This is a genomic window from Rhodobacteraceae bacterium D3-12 (assembly GCA_025916135.1).
Lineage (GTDB): Bacteria > Pseudomonadota > Alphaproteobacteria > Rhodobacterales > Rhodobacteraceae > JAKGBX01.
Genome location: CP104793.1, coordinates 730996 through 748766, shown reverse-complemented (window position 1 = coordinate 748766; position 17771 = coordinate 730996). Strand labels below are relative to the sequence as shown.

At 61.4% G+C, this 17771-nt stretch carries 17 protein-coding genes and 1 pseudogene; 11 read left to right on the top strand and 7 right to left on the bottom strand.

From position 1 onward, the window contains the following. Positions 1-15: 15 nt before the first annotated feature. Entirely contained in the window at positions 16-744 is a 729-nt protein-coding gene (locus tag N4R57_03735; protein ID UYV38210.1) for a M48 family metallopeptidase, read from the bottom strand. 113 nt (positions 745-857) lie between these two features. Between N4R57_03735 and N4R57_03730 the strand changes: the two genes are divergently transcribed. Then, the gene (locus tag N4R57_03730) at positions 858-1109 is read left to right on the top strand and encodes a hypothetical protein (GenBank protein ID UYV38209.1); all 252 of its coding nucleotides are present in this window, start codon (positions 858-860) and stop codon (positions 1107-1109) included. Here N4R57_03730 and N4R57_03725 read toward each other — a convergent pair. Beyond that, positions 1106-1366: a DUF167 domain-containing protein gene (locus N4R57_03725; protein ID UYV38208.1), complete on the bottom strand. Its 261-nt coding sequence runs from the start codon at positions 1364-1366 to the stop codon at positions 1106-1108. The two genes, N4R57_03730 and N4R57_03725, sit on opposite strands and share 4 nt — an antisense overlap. Positions 1367-1460: 94 nt before the next feature. On the opposite strand from N4R57_03725, the pseudogene N4R57_03720 reads away from it, so the two are divergent. The 3 genes and pseudogenes from N4R57_03720 to N4R57_03710 all read left to right on the top strand — a co-directional run bounded on the left by N4R57_03720 (position 1461) and on the right by N4R57_03710 (position 4246). Next, positions 1461-2604 (top strand): annotated as a pseudogene (locus tag N4R57_03720) (class II histone deacetylase). A 377-nt stretch (positions 2605-2981) separates the two neighbouring features. Beyond that, a complete protein-coding gene (locus tag N4R57_03715) occupies positions 2982-3560 on the top strand; it encodes a nitroreductase family protein (GenBank protein UYV38207.1) in 579 nt (192 codons plus the stop codon). Beyond that, the gene (locus N4R57_03710) at positions 3545-4246 is read left to right on the top strand and encodes an EI24 domain-containing protein (GenBank protein UYV38206.1); all 702 of its coding nucleotides are present in this window, start codon (positions 3545-3547) and stop codon (positions 4244-4246) included. The genes N4R57_03715 and N4R57_03710 overlap by 16 nt, the downstream gene beginning before the upstream one ends. On the opposite strand, the gene N4R57_03705 is transcribed toward N4R57_03710, so the two are convergent. The 3 genes from N4R57_03705 to mce all read right to left on the bottom strand — a co-directional run bounded on the left by N4R57_03705 (position 4243) and on the right by mce (position 5840). Next, positions 4243-5085 carry an isocitrate lyase/phosphoenolpyruvate mutase family protein gene (locus tag N4R57_03705; protein UYV38205.1) on the bottom strand — a complete coding sequence of 281 codons (843 nt, stop codon included), beginning with the start codon at positions 5083-5085 and terminating at the stop codon, positions 4243-4245. The two genes, N4R57_03710 and N4R57_03705, sit on opposite strands and share 4 nt — an antisense overlap. A 75-nt stretch (positions 5086-5160) precedes the next feature. After that, positions 5161-5436, bottom strand: a complete 276-nt coding sequence (locus tag N4R57_03700; protein ID UYV38204.1) for a DUF1467 family protein — start codon at positions 5434-5436, stop codon at positions 5161-5163. Continuing rightward, positions 5436-5840, bottom strand: coding sequence for a methylmalonyl-CoA epimerase (mce, locus tag N4R57_03695; GenBank protein ID UYV38203.1), 405 nt, complete (start codon positions 5838-5840; stop codon positions 5436-5438). Before mce ends, N4R57_03700 begins: the two co-directional genes overlap by 1 nt. A gap of 197 nt (positions 5841-6037) precedes the next feature. On the opposite strand from mce, the gene N4R57_03690 reads away from it, so the two are divergent. After that, positions 6038-6754 (top strand): response regulator, encoded by a 717-nt coding sequence (locus tag N4R57_03690; GenBank protein UYV38202.1) that lies wholly within the window; start codon positions 6038-6040, stop codon positions 6752-6754. Between the two features lie 143 nt (positions 6755-6897). After that, a complete protein-coding gene (locus N4R57_03685; protein UYV38201.1) occupies positions 6898-7056 on the top strand; it encodes a hypothetical protein in 159 nt (52 codons plus the stop codon). A gap of 134 nt (positions 7057-7190) precedes the next feature. Here the strand turns inward: N4R57_03685 and aspS are convergent, their stop codons facing one another. Further along, a complete protein-coding gene (gene aspS, locus N4R57_03680) occupies positions 7191-8966 on the bottom strand; it encodes an aspartate--tRNA ligase (protein ID UYV38200.1) in 1776 nt (591 codons plus the stop codon). 217 nt (positions 8967-9183) lie between these two features. On the opposite strand from aspS, the gene N4R57_03675 reads away from it, so the two are divergent. Beyond that, on the top strand, positions 9184-10446 hold the full coding sequence (locus N4R57_03675; GenBank protein UYV38199.1) for a DUF2029 domain-containing protein: 1263 nt from the start codon (positions 9184-9186) through the stop codon (positions 10444-10446). A 100-nt stretch (positions 10447-10546) separates the two neighbouring features. After that, positions 10547-13876 carry a carbamoyl-phosphate synthase large subunit gene (carB, locus tag N4R57_03670; protein UYV38198.1) on the top strand — a complete coding sequence of 1110 codons (3330 nt, stop codon included), beginning with the start codon at positions 10547-10549 and terminating at the stop codon, positions 13874-13876. A 189-nt stretch (positions 13877-14065) separates the two neighbouring features. Here the strand turns inward: carB and N4R57_03665 are convergent, their stop codons facing one another. Then, positions 14066-14989 (bottom strand): LysR substrate-binding domain-containing protein, encoded by a 924-nt coding sequence (locus N4R57_03665; protein ID UYV38197.1) that lies wholly within the window; start codon positions 14987-14989, stop codon positions 14066-14068. A gap of 178 nt (positions 14990-15167) precedes the next feature. On the opposite strand from N4R57_03665, the gene N4R57_03660 reads away from it, so the two are divergent. The 3 genes from N4R57_03660 to N4R57_03650 all read left to right on the top strand — a co-directional run bounded on the left by N4R57_03660 (position 15168) and on the right by N4R57_03650 (position 17740). Then, the gene (locus N4R57_03660; GenBank protein ID UYV38196.1) at positions 15168-15965 is read left to right on the top strand and encodes an SDR family NAD(P)-dependent oxidoreductase; all 798 of its coding nucleotides are present in this window, start codon (positions 15168-15170) and stop codon (positions 15963-15965) included. A 242-nt stretch (positions 15966-16207) separates the two neighbouring features. Further along, a complete protein-coding gene (locus N4R57_03655) occupies positions 16208-17194 on the top strand; it encodes a zinc-dependent alcohol dehydrogenase family protein (protein UYV38195.1) in 987 nt (328 codons plus the stop codon). 306 nt (positions 17195-17500) lie between these two features. Next, positions 17501-17740, top strand: coding sequence for a DUF2798 domain-containing protein (locus tag N4R57_03650; GenBank protein UYV38194.1), 240 nt, complete (start codon positions 17501-17503; stop codon positions 17738-17740). The last annotated feature ends 31 nt before the right edge of the window (positions 17741-17771 follow it).

Below are 17771 nucleotides of genomic sequence, written 5' to 3'. Positions count from 1 at the left end.
CCGTCAGCCGCGCTCCTACATCTGCGCCGCCACCCGTCGCACCGTTTCGATGCGCTGTGCATTGGGCGGATGGGTGCCCAAAAACCGGTTGCCCGGATCGGGGATACGGGTGAAAAACTCCGCCCCAATCAACGGGTTATACCCCGCCCGCTTGGTTATCACAGTGCCCAGCGCATCCGCCTCCAACTCGAATTCTTTCGAGTAACTGCGCGCGCCCACCGCCGCCCCCAGATCCTGCGCCGATTGAACCGAGCTCGCATCCGCCCCGGTCAAAACCGCCAAACCGGCAAAGATCACCGCCCCCGCCGCCGCGTTCTCTTTCTGGCGCTGGATATGGCCCGCAATATGATGCGCCGCCTCATGCCCCATGACAAAAGCCAACTCATCCGCGTTGCGCACATCCGCGATCAACGCCAGCGTAAAGGCAATGATCGGACGGCCCGTTTTATCCAACGTTTGATAGGCATTCGGCGGCTGCCCCGGCCGGTCGTCCACCACGATCTGAAAATCGCAATTTGCGCCCTTTGCCCGCTTGCGACATTCGCTTTCCGCCACGGGCTCGACCGTGTTGACCACCGCCACGAATTGCTTCGCCGCCCGCTGCGCTCTGACCTTCGAGGATACGGTGACTTTTTCCGCGCCCGCCGTGCCCCCCGCCGGTGGCGTTTGGCTTGGCGTGACGCCGACACAGCCGGCCAGCACCAGAACCGCGCCCATCACCATCCATCGCGCAAGACCTTGCATAGATTGTATCCTTTTGGTTCGAACGCCAGAATAGCAGGTGCCGCCGCCCTTTCCAGCCTCTTCACGCAGGGTTGAGGGCTTGCACGCCGATTTTCGCCGTTTATGCTGGGGGTATGTTTTCAATCGAGCATGAATTCGACGCCACCGTGATCACCCTCGTAGACGAAGGCGATAGCAGCACCGACTCCCCCTTGCAGGAGGACATTATCGTCAACGCTTTCGCCGAATGCGTCACCGTGGAACAGGTCGACCCGCGCACCGATATGGTCCAGAAAATAACGCTCTCCATGGCCCAGGTCCGCGACATGGCTGCCGCGCTCAACCTGCCCGAAGGGGTCTATTCCCTCGCGCCTGCCGCCGATTAATCCAGAACCCGAAACACCTTGTCGCGTGCGCTCTGCCCACGGACAAGCTCAAGCCGGGTCTTCGCCACGCCCAACGCCTTGGCCAATAGCTTGACGACCGCGGCATTGGCTTTGCCCCCCTCCGGCACCGTGGTGACATAGACCCTGATCGCGCCGCCCGCCTCGGCCACAACTGCATTGCGCGAGGCTTTCGGCGTCACCCGCACGGATATCTCCGCGCCCGGTTTGGCAAGGGTTTTCAACGCGCTCTTCTCCATTCCCCTTCCTAACGCGCGCACGCCCCGGCTTGCAATCCGCCACAACAGCCGCGCTAAATGCGACACCATCAAAGGATTCGTGAGAGGGGCCAACATGACAACAGGGTTAACAGGTGCATCAGCAGCAACCGGAAAAACGGGCTTTTTCTGGGATGAGAAATGCTTCTGGCACGCGGGCGGCGACTATGCGCTGACCCTGCCTCTGGGCGATTACGTGCAACCGCTTGCCGCTGGCGGGCTGCCTGAAAACCCCGAAACCAAACGCCGCCTGAAAAACCTTATGGAAGTCAGCGGTTTAATCAAAGACCTGCAACAACAATCGGCCGATCCCGCCACATGGGATGACCTCGCCCGCGTCCACCCCGAAAGCTTCCTGCAAAAGTTCAAAGACACCTCGGACGCAGGCGGCGGCGAACTCGGCCTGCGCACCCCCTTCCTCAAAGGCGGCTTCGAAATCGCCGCCCTCTCCGCCGGTCTCGCCAAAGAGGCGCTGTCACAGGTCCCTCTCGGGCCAGTTGAGCAACGCCTACTCCCTGTCGCGCCCGCCGGGGCATCACTGCCTGCCTGATTGGCCCAACGGCTTCTGCCTTCTGGCCAATATCGCCGTCGCCATCGAAGCCGCCATCGCCGCCGGACAGGCCAAACGCTTCGCCGTGGTCGATTGGGACGTGCATCACGGCAATGGCACTGAGGCGATCTTCTATGATCGCGACGACGTGCTCACGATCTCGATGCATCAAGAGCACAACTACCCCCTCGACAGCGGCGATGTAACCGACCGCGGCACCGGTGCGGGCGTGGGGTATAACCTCAACATCCCCCTGCCCCCGGGCGTTGGCCACGCTGGCTATACCGAGGTGATGGAACGTATCGTGCAACCCGCGCTGGCCGATTTCCGCCCCGATGTGATCATCGTCGCCTGCGGCTTTGACGCCTCCGCCTTCGACCCGCTCGCGCATATGCTCTGCACCGCTGACACCTTCCGCACGATGACCGCCCAGATGATGCAATCGGCCAAACACCTGTGCGACGGGAAACTGGTTCTGGTGCATGAAGGCGGCTACTCCGAGGCCTACGTGCCCTTCTGCGGCCATGCTGTGATCGAAGAACTCGCCGACTCCGCCCACCACGTGCCCGACCCGATGGCCGACACCCTGTCCCGCCGCCAACCCAACGCGCGGATGCAAGCCTTCCATTCCGACCTCATCACCGAAATGGCCGAGGCCCTGCTCGACTAACCCACCCCCAACTGCCCGCCCCCCAACCATAACCACCCCAAACCCGAGCCGCGCCGCCCCCTTGGCCCAACCAACCCTTCATCTTGCTAAAAATACTCCGGGGGGTGTGGGGGGCTGGCCCCCCACTTTCAAACTGCTGGCGTGGGGGGCTGGCCCCCCACTTTTAAACTGCTGGTGTGGAGGGCTGAGCCCCCCGTTTCTAAACTGCGGTATGTGGAGCTCAGCCTCCCCCTCTTAAACCGCGTCTTTGGGCGGCACAGCCCCCCATCCTGCGCGCCAAGGAGCGGCCCGTAACGACAAACCCCGCACCACTTCCGCCCTTGACGCCCACCCGCCGCCAACCGACATAAGACGCCAGACACCGCAAAGGACCGAAAATGCCCGCACGCAACCAAGCCGCCCTTGATTTCCTGCTTTCGCGCCGCTCGCGCCCGGCCAAAACGCTCACCGCCCCGGCCCCGACCCGTGAAGAGCTGCACACGCTGCTCACCGCCGCCTCGCGCAGCCCGGATCATGGCAAGCTTGAACCCTGGCGCTTCATCGTGATCGACGCCGCCGCCATGCCCCGCATGGCCGACGCCGCCGAAACCGCCGCCCGGGCGGCAGGCCTTGACGCCGATGCCACCACCAAAGCGCGTAACCAATTCGATCAGGGTCACCTCGCCGTGGCCGTGATCGAAGTGCAAAAACCCTCCGCAAAAGTGCCTGCCATCGAACAAACCTACGCCGTCGGTGGCGTTTGCCTTGCGCTGCTCAATGCGGCACTGGCGGCGGGCTGGGGCGCAAACTGGCTGTCGGGCTTTGCCTCGCATGACCGCAGCTTTCAGGAACAAACCCTTGGCCTCGCCGCCCATGAACGGGTCGCCGGCTTTATCCATATCGCGACTGAAACCAACACCCCGCCGGAACGCCCCCGCCCGGATGTGCAAGAGAACACGACATGGCTATCAACCTGATATTTACGTCCTTTTTCAAAGCCTTGTCCCAGATGGGCGACGCCCGCTTCCGGCGCGTCTTCTGGCTCGGCATCCTGCTGACCATCGCGCTTCTGGTGGCCGCCTATGCCGGTCTGCTCTGGATCGCCGAAGCCATCGCCGGTCCTGACGCCCATACCGAAGTGCTCGGCCGCGTGGTTGATCTGGGCGATCTGCTGACCTTCTCGTCGCTGGTTTTCATGCTGGTGCTCAGCTTCTTTCTGATGATCCCCGTCGCCTCGGCCATCACCTCGATGTTTCTCGACGAGGTCGCCGATGCGGTCGAAGCGCGCCACTACCCCGCCCTCGCCCCGGCGCCCGGCGCGTCCTTTGGCGATGCGCTGCGCGACACTTTGGGCTTTCTCGCGATCATCATCGCCGCCAACCTTCTGGCGTTCGTGATCTATGCCTTTCTGCCTTACCTGTCGCTCTTCATCTTCTTCGGGCTGAACGGCTTTCTCTTGGGGCGCGAGTATTTCCAACTCGCCGCCATGCGCCGTATCGGGCGCGACCGGGCCAAAGCCCTGCGCAAACGCCATAGCGCAACGATCTGGGCCGCAGGCGTTCTCATGGCCCTGCCCCTCGTCGTGCCAATCCTGAACCTGTTCATCCCGATCCTCGGCGCGGCCACCTTCACCCATATCTTCCACGGGCTAGAGCGGCGTTAACCCCGGTGGGTCATGGCCTCATCCGACATCATCGCGCTGACCTCACGGTCGGGCACGGCCGCGCTGGCATAATCAAAACTGCCCTCGTGCAATACCTCTTGCGCCGCCCGCATCATCGCGCCCAGCGCCGCACGCGCAAATGATCCGCCCACGCTGATCCGTTTCACCCCCGCGTCGCCCAGCTGTGCCACCGAATACCGTGGGCCCTGCAACCCCATCACCACGTTCACCGGCTTGTCGACCTCACGGCACACCGTTGCAATCGCCTCAATGTCGCGCAGGCCGGGCGCGTAAACCACATCGGCCCCCGCCTCGGCAAACCTCTGCAGCCGCGCAATCGTATCGCCCAGATCAGGCCGCCCCCACAGGTAATTCTCCGCTCTGGCCGTCAATACAAACCCATTGCCCCGCGCCGCCTCTGCGGCGGCGCGCACCCGCTCAACCGCGGCATCGGCACCAAAAATGGGATCGTCCGCATTGCCCGTCGCATCCTCGATCGACCCGCCAACCAGCCCGACATCACAGGCCATTCGGATGGTCTCGCCGCATGTCTCGGGTGACGCGCCAAAGCCGTCCTCCAGATCCCCTGACACCGGCAGATCACTCGCCTCGACGATGGCGCGCGCGTTTTCAAGCAATTCGTCGCGTGACAACCCGGCAAAGGAATCCCGACGCCCAACAGAAAACGCATAGCCCGCGCTCGTCGTCGCCAGCGCCTCGAACCCCAATGTGCTCAATATCCGCGCCGTTCCCGCATCCCATGGGTTGGGCATCACAAATACGCCGCTGCGGTCGTGCAACGCGCGAAATGTCTCGAATTTTTCCTGTCTGCTCGGCATGGCTCGGCCCTCCTGTTGCGCGCCTCACATTAGCAGAAGCGCGAACAAAGGGCGAACAAATTCAGACGCGCGCGATCACTCCACCGGACCCATCCGCCCGAACCAGTCGAAATCGCGCACGGTGATCACACCGCTAAGGATGATCCCGCCAATAACGGCCCAAAGAACCGCAGCAATCACCGTGGTGATCACCGCTTTCTTCTTCAGGTTATGCTCATGCGGCGACCCGGCCATCGTTCCGGGAACAATCTCGCCCACGTCGCCTTGGGTCTTCAACCGGAACGGAATCACCACAAGGAAGGTCAGAAACCAGATCACCACAAACAGAACAATCGCCGAAGTAACGCTCATCAGACTTGCTCCAACTCCACAAGACAGCCATTGAAGTCCTTGGGATGCAAGAACAATACCGGCTTGCCATGTGCGCCGATCTTTGGCTCTCCGCTGCCCAGAACCCGCGCGCCGGTTTCCTTAAGATGGTCACGCGCCGCGATGATGTCATCCACCTCGTAGCAAACATGATGCATGCCGCCCGACGGGTTCTTTTCCAGAAAACTGTTGATCGGGCTGTCTTCGCCCAAGGGGTAGAGCAGCTCGATCTTGGTGTTGGGCAATTCAATGAACACAACCGTGACGCCGTGATCCGGCTCATCCTGCGGCGCGCCCACTTTGGCGCCCAACGCATTGCGGTATTGCTCTGACGCCGCTTCAAGGTCGGGAACGGCAATGGCTACGTGGTTCAGGCGTCCGATCATTGGGGCAACTCTCCTGCTTGGCTGTCGCTCTGGGTTCGCCCGCCCTTATGCGGTGCGCAGACGCCTTGCGCAAGTTCTCTGCAATCCCCGGCGTTTCATTAACCTAACATTAGGCAAGACTGCGCCATGCTGAGTCCCAATCAACTGCCAAAGGAAACCCCGCGCCCGCCGCGCCCCATCCCTGAAAGGGACAGACCATGGACGATTTCGACCTGCTCAACGCCCAACAATCCCCAACCGCCAACCGCCCGCTTCTGGGCCTGACCGTTCTCGTCGTCGAAGACAGCCGCTTCGCCTGCGAGGCGATCCGCCTGATGTGTCTGCGTTCCGGGGCGCGTATCCGGCGGGCCGATTGCCTGCAATCCGCGCGGCGTCACCTACAGGTCTATCGCCCTTCGGTTCTGATCGTCGATCTCGGCCTGCCTGATGGCTCCGGTGCCGAGCTTATTACCGAAATGAGCGGGGCCAACCCGCGTGTCTCGGTCCTCCTCGGGACCAGCGGCGATGACGGGGCCGAAGCATGCGTGCGCGCCGCCGGGGCGGATGATTTCCTTGCCAAACCCCTGTCAAACCTCTCGCTTTTTCAGTCTGTGATCCTGTCTCACCTGCCCGCCGAACGGCAGCCCTCCGGCCCGCGCATCATCTCTGGCGAAGAAATGCTCCCCGATCAGGTCAGCTATCGCGACGACCTCACCCATGCTGCCGAGCTTCTGACCGACAGCGCCGAAGGTCCGTCGCTCGATTACCTCGCTCAATTCGTCTACGGCGTCGCCCGAAGCGCCCATGATGAACAGCTCGAACGCGCCGCCCGGTCGCTGACCCTGTCGCGCTCTGAAAAACGCCCCACCGGCTCGGCGCTCGCCCGCCTCGCCGGCCTCGTTCAAGAGCGCTTGTCCGAACGCGTCGCCATTTAACCCCGTAATTTGCGCCGGTAAACGGGGTCGGATGGGCAAACTCCTTTTGGTCAAAAGAACCATTCCCGCCCGCACTTGTGCCAAATCTCGCCACATTCCGGCGGCACCTTCAAATTCGCAACAACGAGAGCAAGGCACCGCATATGGAACACATGTTCAAACGTTTCGTCAGCGATGAAAAAGGCAACGTCACCACCGATAGGCTGGTGCTCGGTGCCGGAGTTTTCATGCTGTGCACCGCCTTTTTTGTCTCGCTCGGGCAGCCGCCCCAAGACATCGCCGACAATTCTCCCACCCCCTGACAGAGGCGCGCGAACAGGTCAGCTAGCGCTGCGCGACTCGCCCGCCAATCCACCTAGATCCAGACCAGACCAAAAGAAAACCGGACGCCAAAGCGCCCGGTTTCTTTTTTCGTCTCATTGCAATGGTGCCGGGTTTATTCCGGCTCAACCGTGCGCAGGTGCAATTCCATCAACTGCTCTGGGCTGACATCGCTCGGCGCGTTCATCATCAGGTCCTGCGCCTGTTGGTTCATCGGGAACATGATCACCTCACGGATCGAGGTTTCATCCGCCAGCAGCATCACCATCCGGTCGATCCCGGCGGCACAGCCCCCGTGCGGCGGCGCGCCGTATTGGAAGGCATTGACCATCCCGCCAAAGCGCTTTTCGACTTCGTCCTTGCCATACCCGGCAATCTCGAACGCCTTGAACATGATCTCTGGCCGGTGGTTCCGGATCGCCCCGGACACCAACTCATAACCGTTGCACGCAAGGTCATACTGATAGCCCAGAACCTCCAGCGGATCGCCCTCAAGCGCCGCCATCCCGCCTTGCGGCATCGAGAAGGGGTTGTGCTCAAAGTCGATCTTGCCGGTTTCCTCGTCGCGCTCGTAAATCGGGAAATCCACGATCCAGGCAAAGGCAAACCGGTCCTTGTCGGTCAGGTTCAGCTCTTCTCCGATCACCGTGCGCGCCTTGCCGGCCACGGCTTCAAACGCCTTTGGCTTACCGCCAAGGAAGAACGCCGCATCGCCCACGCCAAGACCCAATTGCTGGCGGATCGCCTCGGTGCGCTCCGGCCCGATGTTCTTGGCCAGCGGTCCGGCGGCTTCCATCCCCTCGCCCTGATCGCGCCAGAAGATATACCCCATCCCCGGCAGGCCCTCTTTCTGGGCAAAGGCGTTCATCCGGTCACAGAACTTGCGCGAGCCACCGCCCGGCGCGGGAATGGCGCGAATTTCGGTGCCTTCCTGCTCCAGCAGCTTGGCAAAAATCGCAAAGCCCCCGCCCGCGAAATGCTCGCTGACGCGCTGCATCTTGATCGGGTTACGCAGGTCCGGCTTGTCGGTGCCATACCACAGCGCCGCATCGCGATAGGAAATTTGCGGCCACTCGCTGTCCACCTTGCGCCCGCCGCCGAACTCTTCAAACACGCCCTGCATGACCGGCTGAATGGTGTCGAACACGTCCTGCTGCTCGACAAAGCTCATCTCAAGGTCAAGCTGATAGAAATCCGTGGGCGAGCGGTCGGCACGCGGGTCTTCGTCGCGGAAACACGGCGCGATCTGGAAATACTTGTCAAAGCCGCTGACCATGATCAGCTGCTTGAACTGCTGCGGCGCCTGCGGCAACGCATAAAACTTGCCGGGATGAAGCCGCGACGGCACCAGAAAATCGCGCGCACCTTCCGGCGAAGACGCCGTGATGATCGGCGTCTGATATTCGCGGAACTCCTTGTCCCACATCCGCTTGCGGATCGACGCCACCAGATCAGACCGCAGCTTCATGTGGTTCTGCATCTTCTCGCGCCGCAGATCGAGATAGCGATAGCGAAGCCGCGTTTCCTCGGGGTATTCCTGCTCGCCAAACACCATCAGCGGCAATTCCGCAGCAGCGCCCAACACTTCCATATCGCGGATATAAACCTCGATCGCGCCGGTCGGGATCTTGGGGTTCACCAAATCATCCGCCCGCGCTTTAACTTCGCCGTCAATCCGGATGCACCATTCGCTGCGCACCTTCTCGACTTGCGCAAAAACCGGGCTGTCCGGGTCGCACAGCACCTGCGTCATGCCGTAATGGTCGCGCAAATCAATGAACAAAACGCCCCCGTGATCGCGCACCCGATGGACCCAACCCGACAGGCGGACAGTCTCTCCAACGTGCGATGTGTTCAATTCGGCGCAGGTTTGGCTGCGATAGGCGTGCATGTGCTGGCCCTTTCAAGGGGTGAATATCGTGGTCGCGCCGATACACCTTGTAGAGCCGAGGAAGTCAAGGCCCGTGACCCCATTCCCTCTTGCAGAAAACCCGCGCACCGAGACAAAAAAAGTGACCACGCCCACATCATCCGCTACCAATCACGCAACAACAGCCAGAGCCGAAACCGGCCAGACCGAAACAGCAATTCAGGCAAAGCCCGAGCAAATGACACCCCGAACAACCAAACTTCTGTTTATCGCGCTCGCCGTTCTCTGGGCGATGTGGATCATTCAAAGCTGTTTCAACGGCCCGCACATCGACATTTCGGCGCTTTATATGGCGGGCTGGATGGTCGCAAACGGTCAGAGCGAGCTGATCTATCTCGCCCCGTCGCATATCTTCAACGCCGAGCCGATGCCGCTGTGGGATGAGGTGATGACCGCCCAAGGGCAAGACGCGCAAGTGGTCACCGCCTATGTCTACCCGCCGATCTGGGCGGCGCTGCTCGCGGTTCCGGCTCATGCCATGTCCGCGGCGACCTTCTTCAAGGCCACGTTCCTGCTGCATGTGGCGGGCGCGCTGGCCTCTGCGTTTCTTGCCTTTACGCTCACGCCGCACAGGCAACACCCCACGCCGATGCATCAGGGCCTGATCGCCTTCGCCGTGTTGTTCTTTAGCTTCCCTGCGTTCAACGCCTTCCTCAACAACCAGCCCCAGATCACGGTCACGTTCCTGATCCTCGCGGCCATGTGGCTCGTCTCGCGCGAACAGAGCATTCGCGGCGGTGCGCTCCTCGGGCTGGCGATTGCCATAAAAGTCTCGCCCATTCTCTTTGCGCTGATCTTTGTGATGCGTCGCGATTGGCGCGCCTTGGGCGCGGCATTGGCCGTATCGGGCGGGATCGCCCTGACCTCGCTCCTTGTCATGGGCTGGCCGCTTCATGCCCAGTTTCTCGAGCAGCTTTCAAAGATCAACGCGATGATCGTCATGACCAAGCTCAACTTCTCTCCCGAAGCACTGCTCTTTCAAGCCTCCGAGTTTTTTCGCGCCGCCGCCATGCCCGATGGTCGCGCGCTGGCCGTCTATACCGCCCCCGAACCGCTGTGGATCACCGTGCTCAGCAAAGCCGCCCTGATACTTGCGCTGGTTTTCTTCTGGCGCGGTGGCCGCCGGATCGACCCCGCCACCGCCCTTCCGGTGCAACTGCTTTTGCTCAGCCTGATTGCCGCGCTGCTTGGACCGCTCTCTTGGGCGCATTACTTCTTTATGCCGCTCCTCCTGCTGCCGGCGTTGTTTGTGATCATGCCGCCCAAACAGGCCTGGGGCTGGATTGTGCTCACCCTGCTGGTCAGCAGCGTCAAAACATTTTCCCTCCTACACAGCTTCAACGACCACTTCATGCTGACGGCGCTTGTTCCCGCTTTGCTCTTTTTCGCCCTGCTGTTGCGCGCGCTTTTTGCTGTCCAAAAACCTGCCGCACACCCTTAAGCGATCAACCCTGACAATCCGCGCCCATTCGCCCCTTGCACATGGGCCGCGCATGTCTATAACCCACGACAATTTGCTCGAACTAGCCGGGGGATATGGCATGCCGAAAAGAACCGATATCAAATCCATCATGATCATCGGAGCAGGGCCCATCGTTATTGGGCAGGCATGCGAGTTTGACTACTCCGGCGCCCAGGCCTGCAAAGCCCTTCGCGAGGAAGGCTACCGCGTTGTTCTGGTCAACTCGAACCCCGCGACAATCATGACCGATCCGGGCCTCGCCGATGCCACCTATATCGAGCCGATCACCCCCGAAGTTGTCGCCAAGATCATCGAGAAAGAGCGCCCCGACGCGCTCCTGCCCACCATGGGCGGTCAGACCGGGCTCAACACCTCGCTGGCGCTGGCTGATATGGGCGTGCTTGATAAATTCGGTGTCGAGCTGATCGGCGCCAACCGCGAAGCCATTGAAATGGCAGAAGATCGCAAACTCTTCCGCGAGGCGATGGATCGTCTGGGCATCGAAAACCCCAAGGCCACAATCGTCACCGCCCCCAAGAAAGACGACGGCAAAGCCGACCTCGACACCGGCATCGCAATCGCGCTCGACGCGCTCGAAGAGATCGGCCTCCCCGCCATCATCCGCCCCGCCTTCACCCTCGGTGGCACCGGCGGCGGCGTCGCCTATAACCGCGATGATTACATCCATTTCTGCCGCTCTGGCATGGACGCATCGCCGGTCAATCAGATCCTCGTCGACGAATCGCTGCTCGGCTGGAAAGAGTTCGAGATGGAGGTCGTGCGCGACAAGGCCGACAACGCCATCATCGTCTGCGCCATCGAAAACGTCGACCCGATGGGCGTGCATACGGGCGATTCGATCACCGTTGCACCCGCGCTGACGCTGACCGACAAGGAATACCAGATCATGCGCAACGGCTCTATCGCCGTCCTGCGCGAGATCGGCGTCGAAACCGGCGGCTCCAACGTGCAATGGGCGATCAGCCCCGAAACCGGCCGCATGGTCGTGATCGAAATGAACCCGCGCGTGTCGCGCTCCTCGGCGCTGGCATCCAAGGCGACCGGCTTCCCGATTGCCAAAATCGCCGCCAAGCTGGCCGTCGGCTACACGCTCGATGAACTCGACAACGACATCACCAAGGTCACCCCGGCGAGCTTTGAGCCGACCATCGACTATGTGGTCACCAAGATCCCGAAATTCGCATTCGAGAAATTCCCCGGCTCCGAACCCCACCTCACCACCGCGATGAAATCCGTGGGCGAGGCGATGGCGATCGGCCGCACCATCCACGAATCGCTGCAAAAGGCGCTGGCGTCGATGGAATCCGGCCTCACCGGCTTTGACGAAGTCGAAATCGAAGGCGCCCCCGAAAAGGCCGCCGTGATCAAAGCGATCAGCAAGCAGACCCCCGACCGGATGCGCACCATCGCACAGGCCATGCGCCACGGGCTTAGCGACGAAGACATTCACGCCACCACCATGTTCGACCCGTGGTTCCTCGCCCGTATCCGCGAGATTGTAGAAGCCGAAGAAGTTGTCAAAACCGATGGCCTGCCCACGGATGCCGACGGTCTGCGCAAGCTCAAGATGCTCGGTTTCACCGATGCCCGCCTCGCCATTCTCACCGGTTTCAAAGAGGCCGACATCCGCCGCGCCCGCCATGCCGCCGGTGTCACCGCCGTGTTCAAACGCATCGACACCTGCGCCGCCGAATTCGAGGCCCAGACCCCCTATATGTACTCCACCTACGAAGCCCCCGCGATGGGCGATGTGGAATGCGAGGCCCGCCCCTCGGACAAAAAGAAAGTCGTCATTCTCGGCGGCGGTCCCAACCGGATCGGCCAAGGGATCGAGTTTGATTATTGCTGCTGTCACGCCTGTTTCGCCCTGACCGAAGCGGGCTATGAAACCATCATGATCAACTGCAACCCGGAAACGGTCAGCACCGATTATGACACCTCCGACCGGCTCTATTTCGAACCGCTCACCTTTGAGCACGTGATGGAAATCCTGCGGGTTGAGCAGGAAAACGGCACCCTTCACGGCGTCATCGTACAATTCGGCGGCCAAACCCCGCTGAAACTCGCCAACGCGCTCGAATCCGAAGGCATCCCGATCCTCGGCACCACGCCCGACGCGATTGATCTGGCCGAAGACCGCGAGCGTTTTCAGGCGCTGGTGAACCAACTTGGCCTCAAGCAGCCCAAGAACGGCATCGCCTCCACCGACGCCGAAGCCCTTAAAATCGCCGAAGAAATCGGCTTCCCGCTGGTCATTCGCCCGTCCTATGTTCTGGGTGGCCGCGCGATGGAAATCGTGCGCGACATGCCCCAGCTTGAACGCTACATCTCTCAGGCCGTCGTGGTCTCCGGTGATAGCCCTGTGCTGCTCGACAGCTACCTCTCTGGCGCGGTTGAACTCGACGTTGACGCGCTCTCGGACGGCAAAACCGTGCATGTCGCGGGAATCATGCAGCACATCGAAGAGGCCGGCGTCCACTCCGGTGACAGCGCCTGCTCGCTGCCGCCCTACTCGCTCTCCGACGCGCTGATCGCTCAGGTCAAGGAACAGGCCAACGCCCTCGCCCTTGCCCTCAACGTGGTCGGGCTGATGAACGTGCAATTCGCGATCAAGAACGATGAAATCTACCTGATCGAGGTCAACCCGCGCGCCAGCCGCACCGTGCCTTTCGTGGCCAAAGCCACCGACAGCGCGATTGCCTCCATCGCCGCCCGCCTGATGGCCGGTGAACCGATGCAGAACTTCCCCCTGCGCAACCCGATCCCCGCCGATGCCAAACCCGGCACCGTGAAATCCCCCGACCCGATGACGCTGGCCGATCCGCATATGCCGTGGTTCTCGGTCAAAGAGGCGGTGCTCCCCTTCGCCCGCTTCCCCGGCGTCGATACAATCCTCGGCCCGGAAATGCGCTCCACTGGCGAGGTTATGGGCTGGGACCGTTCCTTCCCGCTGGCCTTCCTCAAGGCACAGATGGGGGCTGGCACCGAACTTCCCGCCACTGGCAAGGTGTTCTTCTCGATCAAGGATGACGACAAGACGCCGGAACTGATCGACACTGCGAAAATTCTTGTTGAACAAGGGTTTACCATCGTCGCCACCAATGGCACCGCGACCTTCCTCAAGGATCACGGCATCGCCTGCGATGTGGTCAAAAAGGTCTACGAGGGGCGCCCCAATGTGGTTGATCAACTCAAGGACGGGCAAATTAACCTTGTCATGAACACCACCGAAGGCGCCGCCGCCGTCGCCGACAGCCGCGAAATCCGCTCGGTCGCGCTCTATGACAAGATCCCCTACTACACCACCGCCGCCGCCTCCCATGCCGCCGCTCTGGCGATCAAGGCCCGCGCCGAAGGTGACTTGGGCGTCATCCCGCTTCAGGGGTAACGCCGCCAAAGCCCGGCCCGCTTTCCACGCCGCGCAACGCCACAGCACGGCGCGCCCGATCAAAGGCGCGCCATCAGAGTCTCACTGCCCGCGTATCTAGGGATCAATTTGGGCGGCATGCTCCCCCTCGGCGAGAACGTCAGAGATCGCCAAAACCCTGTCAGACCCGGCAACCGACCAACCCAAAGCCTAATCCTGAGCCCCTGCACCCGGCCCCCAAGCCGGGGTTTTCACTAGTTTCTCAATCAGAAAATCCATGAACACCCGCACCTTCGGCGACAGAACATTCGACTTTGGGTAAACCAGCCAAAGCATCGACTTATCCGCAACTTCATACTCCGGCAAAACCCGCACCAACGTGCCGTCTGCCAGCTCCCGATCAACACTCCACCGCGAGTTCACCGAAATCCCCGCCCCGGCAAGCGTGGCAAGCTTCTGCGTCAGGCCATCATCCAGAACCAGCCGGCACGCCGAAGCACCGGGGTCAAACACCTCCCTTTGCCCCTCCGGGCCGATCAACGGGCGCGCCGCTTGGCTCTTGAACCCGATCAACTGATGCTGGCAGAGGTCACGCGGATGCGCCGGCGTGCCGTTCTGCGCCAGATAAGCAGGCGAGGCGCATAGCATCCGCGCTTCATCCGCCAATTTCCGCCCCTTCAAGCTCGAATCCTGCATAGCCGAGTTTCGGATCGCCAGATCGAAACTCCCCTCGATCAAATCAAACACGCTGTCCGACAGCCGCAAATCCAGCGTCAGATCGGGATAGCGGCGCAAGAACTCCGGCAGGATCGGCGCGATATATAGCTGGGCAAAGGTGCTGGGCGCGGTAAACCGCAACGTCCCGCGCGGGCTTGCGTGCCCCTTGCCAAGCGCGGCCCGCGCCGCGTCCTCCTGCGCCAGTATTTCGCGCGCAAACGGCAGAAACTCCGCCCCTTCCAGCGACAAGGACACCTTGCGCGTCGTGCGATGCAACAGGTCCGCCCCGACGGTCTTTTCCAGTTTCGCCAAATGCGCACCCGCCACCGCAGGCGCAAGCCCAAGGGCGCGCCCGGCGGCGCTGATATTCAGCTTTTCCGCCGCCAAAACAAACAATCGCAGGCTGGCTGTGTCCATCGTTTATATCCAAAATCCATATTATGAATTCGCTATTCGCTTATTTACTCACTTCGATCAATGAATAACTAGCGATCCATGAACTATTCGCGCGCATGCAACCTCGCGCTCCGCTTCAATGGCGGCGCAGGCGATCACGTCGCGGTCACTGCCCGACTTCACCCAGTAGGAGCAATTCATGTCCAAGACCATACTCATCACCGGCGCGACTGACGGTATCGGGCTGCGCACCGCCAAAACGCTGGCCGAGCTTGGCCATACCATTTTGCTCCACGGCCGAAGTCAGACCAAGCTTGACGCCGCCGCCGCCGAACTCGGCGGCAGTGTCGAAACCTATCTCGCCGATCTGGCGCATATGGCCGAGGTTCAAAAGCTCGCCGCCGATGTCATCGCGCGCCACGATCACCTCGACGTGTTGATCAACAACGCCGGCGTCTACAAGACGCCCAACCCCACCACCGCCCAAGGGGTGGATTTGCGCTTTATGGTCAATACCTTCGCCCCCTATGTGCTGACCAACAGCCTGCGCCTGATCATCCCCTCGAATGGGCGCATCGTGAACCTGTCCTCGGCGGCCCAAGCGCCGATTGATGCCAACGCCATGGCGGGCCGCGCCACGCTCGGCGATTTCGCGGCCTATGCTCAAAGCAAACTCGCGCTGATCATCTGGACACGCGCGTTTGCCCGCTACTACCCCAAAGGCCCCGTGGCGGTTGCCGTCAATCCCGGCTCGCTTCTGGCCTCCAAAATGGTCAAGGAAGGCTTCGGCGTCGCCGGAAACGACCTTCAAATCGGCGCCGACATCCTGACAGCCGCCGCAACCGGCGACGCCTTCGCCAACGCCTCGGGCAAGTATTTTGACAATGACGCCGGACAGTTTGACGACCCGCACCCCGCCGCGCTTGACCCGGCGCATTGCGATCTGGTCATGCGAACACTCGAAAAAACCACGACCACGCTGCTCGGCAAGCCCTAGAGCCAGCGTCGCAATCCCTTCGCCACCCGCGCCTGACAAAAAGGGGTGAGGACTCCGTCTCAACCACGGTCCTCACCCTTTTCGCATTGCACGACAGCCATCCCGCGACCCGCCCGCAAGCTGCCCTGCCCGCTCTGCTTATATCCAAAATCATAAAACTGATGCTGTATTTCAGCCAATTAAACTCAATACCCGAATGATCTATCTGGACACCAAGCCACCTCATCAACAGGAGTTTCCAGATGAAAGCCATGACCCTCACCACCTACGGCCCCGACGCATCCTTTGAACCGACAACGCTTGACCGTCCTGCGGTTACAGCGGGCCACGTCGTGCTGCGCGTCCACGCCAGCAGCGTCAACACCGTTGACACGATGATCAAAAACATGGGCGCCGAGCTGCCGCTGTCCCCTGCCCTGCCTGCCGTGCTCGGCATGGATTTCGCCGGTGTCATCGAAGAGATCGGCGAAGGCGTCACCTCCTTTGCCGTCGGGGATGAGGTCTACGGCTGCGCTGGCGGTCTGGCCGATCTCCAAGGGGCGCTTGCCGAATATATGCTGGCCGACGCCCAGCTGATCGCCCATAAACCCAAATCGCTCTCCATGCGCGAAGCCGCCGCCATGCCGCTGGTCGGCATCACCGCCTACGAAGGCCTGCACCGCGCCGGCGTCACCGCGGGGCAAAAACTTCTGGCTCAGGGCGGCGCTGGCGGCGTTGGCCACCTCGCGGTTCAAATCGCCAAACACCTCGGCGCCGAGGTTTCCGCCACTGGCACGGGCGATGCGCAAATGCAGATCATCCAAGGCTACGGCGCGACCCCGATCGACTTCATGACAGACCAGATCGCCGATTACGTCGCCGCCCAAACCGGAGGCAACGGCTTTGACGTGATCTTTGACGCCGTTGGCGGTGCCAATATGACCAACTCGTTCGAGGCCGCAGCCCTCAACGCCCAGATCATCACCACCGTTGCCATGGTGGAAATCGACATGTCACCGGCCCACTTCAAGGGCCTGTCGCTGCATATTGTCTTCATGCTGCTGCCGATGCTCGCCAACGTAAACCGTCAGGCCCATGGCGACATCCTCGCCAAACTGGCCGAACTGGTCGATGCGGGCGCCGTCACACCGCTGCTCGACGCGCAACGCTTTGACTTTGAACAGGCCGGTGCCGCCTATGCCCGCCTTGGCAGCGGTCAGGCTCTGGGCAAAGTCGTGATCGACATCTGATCGCCGCACGCCCCCGTGAACCCAAACGGGGCGGCCCCTCACGCCGCCCCTGACCAGATGTTGCAGCCAACTCAGGCGCATGACCACTAAAGTTGGCGCAATTTCATCGTTTTCTTTCGCCCAAGCAACGCCTATAGATCGCGGGTCGAAAAGATTTTAGGCGGGTTTGGTTATTCCCGTCCCCGCCAGAGCGGGATTTAAGCGCGCCCGAAGGGCGTGATCCCGCGACACCACCCTTGCAACAGGATGGTGTCATTTTGCGGCGCGAGCGCTTCAAGACTCCATCCGTCATTGAAAGCACTGCTGATGCAAAAAAAGACTATGATTCTCACCCAAATCATCATGACCTTCATGATGGCCACTGCCATGTCCGGGATTATGTCCTTTATCGCCCTCGGGCCAACCGCCCTCTGGCTTTCGACTTGGCCCAGAACCGCTTTAATCGCTTGGCCCATTGCCTTCGTGTTGGGCGCAATCGCCTTCCCGCTGTCTGCACGGATCGCGTGTTTCGTGACCAAACCCCGATTGGATGCGCCCAGCGCCTGATGCGCGAAAACGGGCACCGCCGCCGCAAACC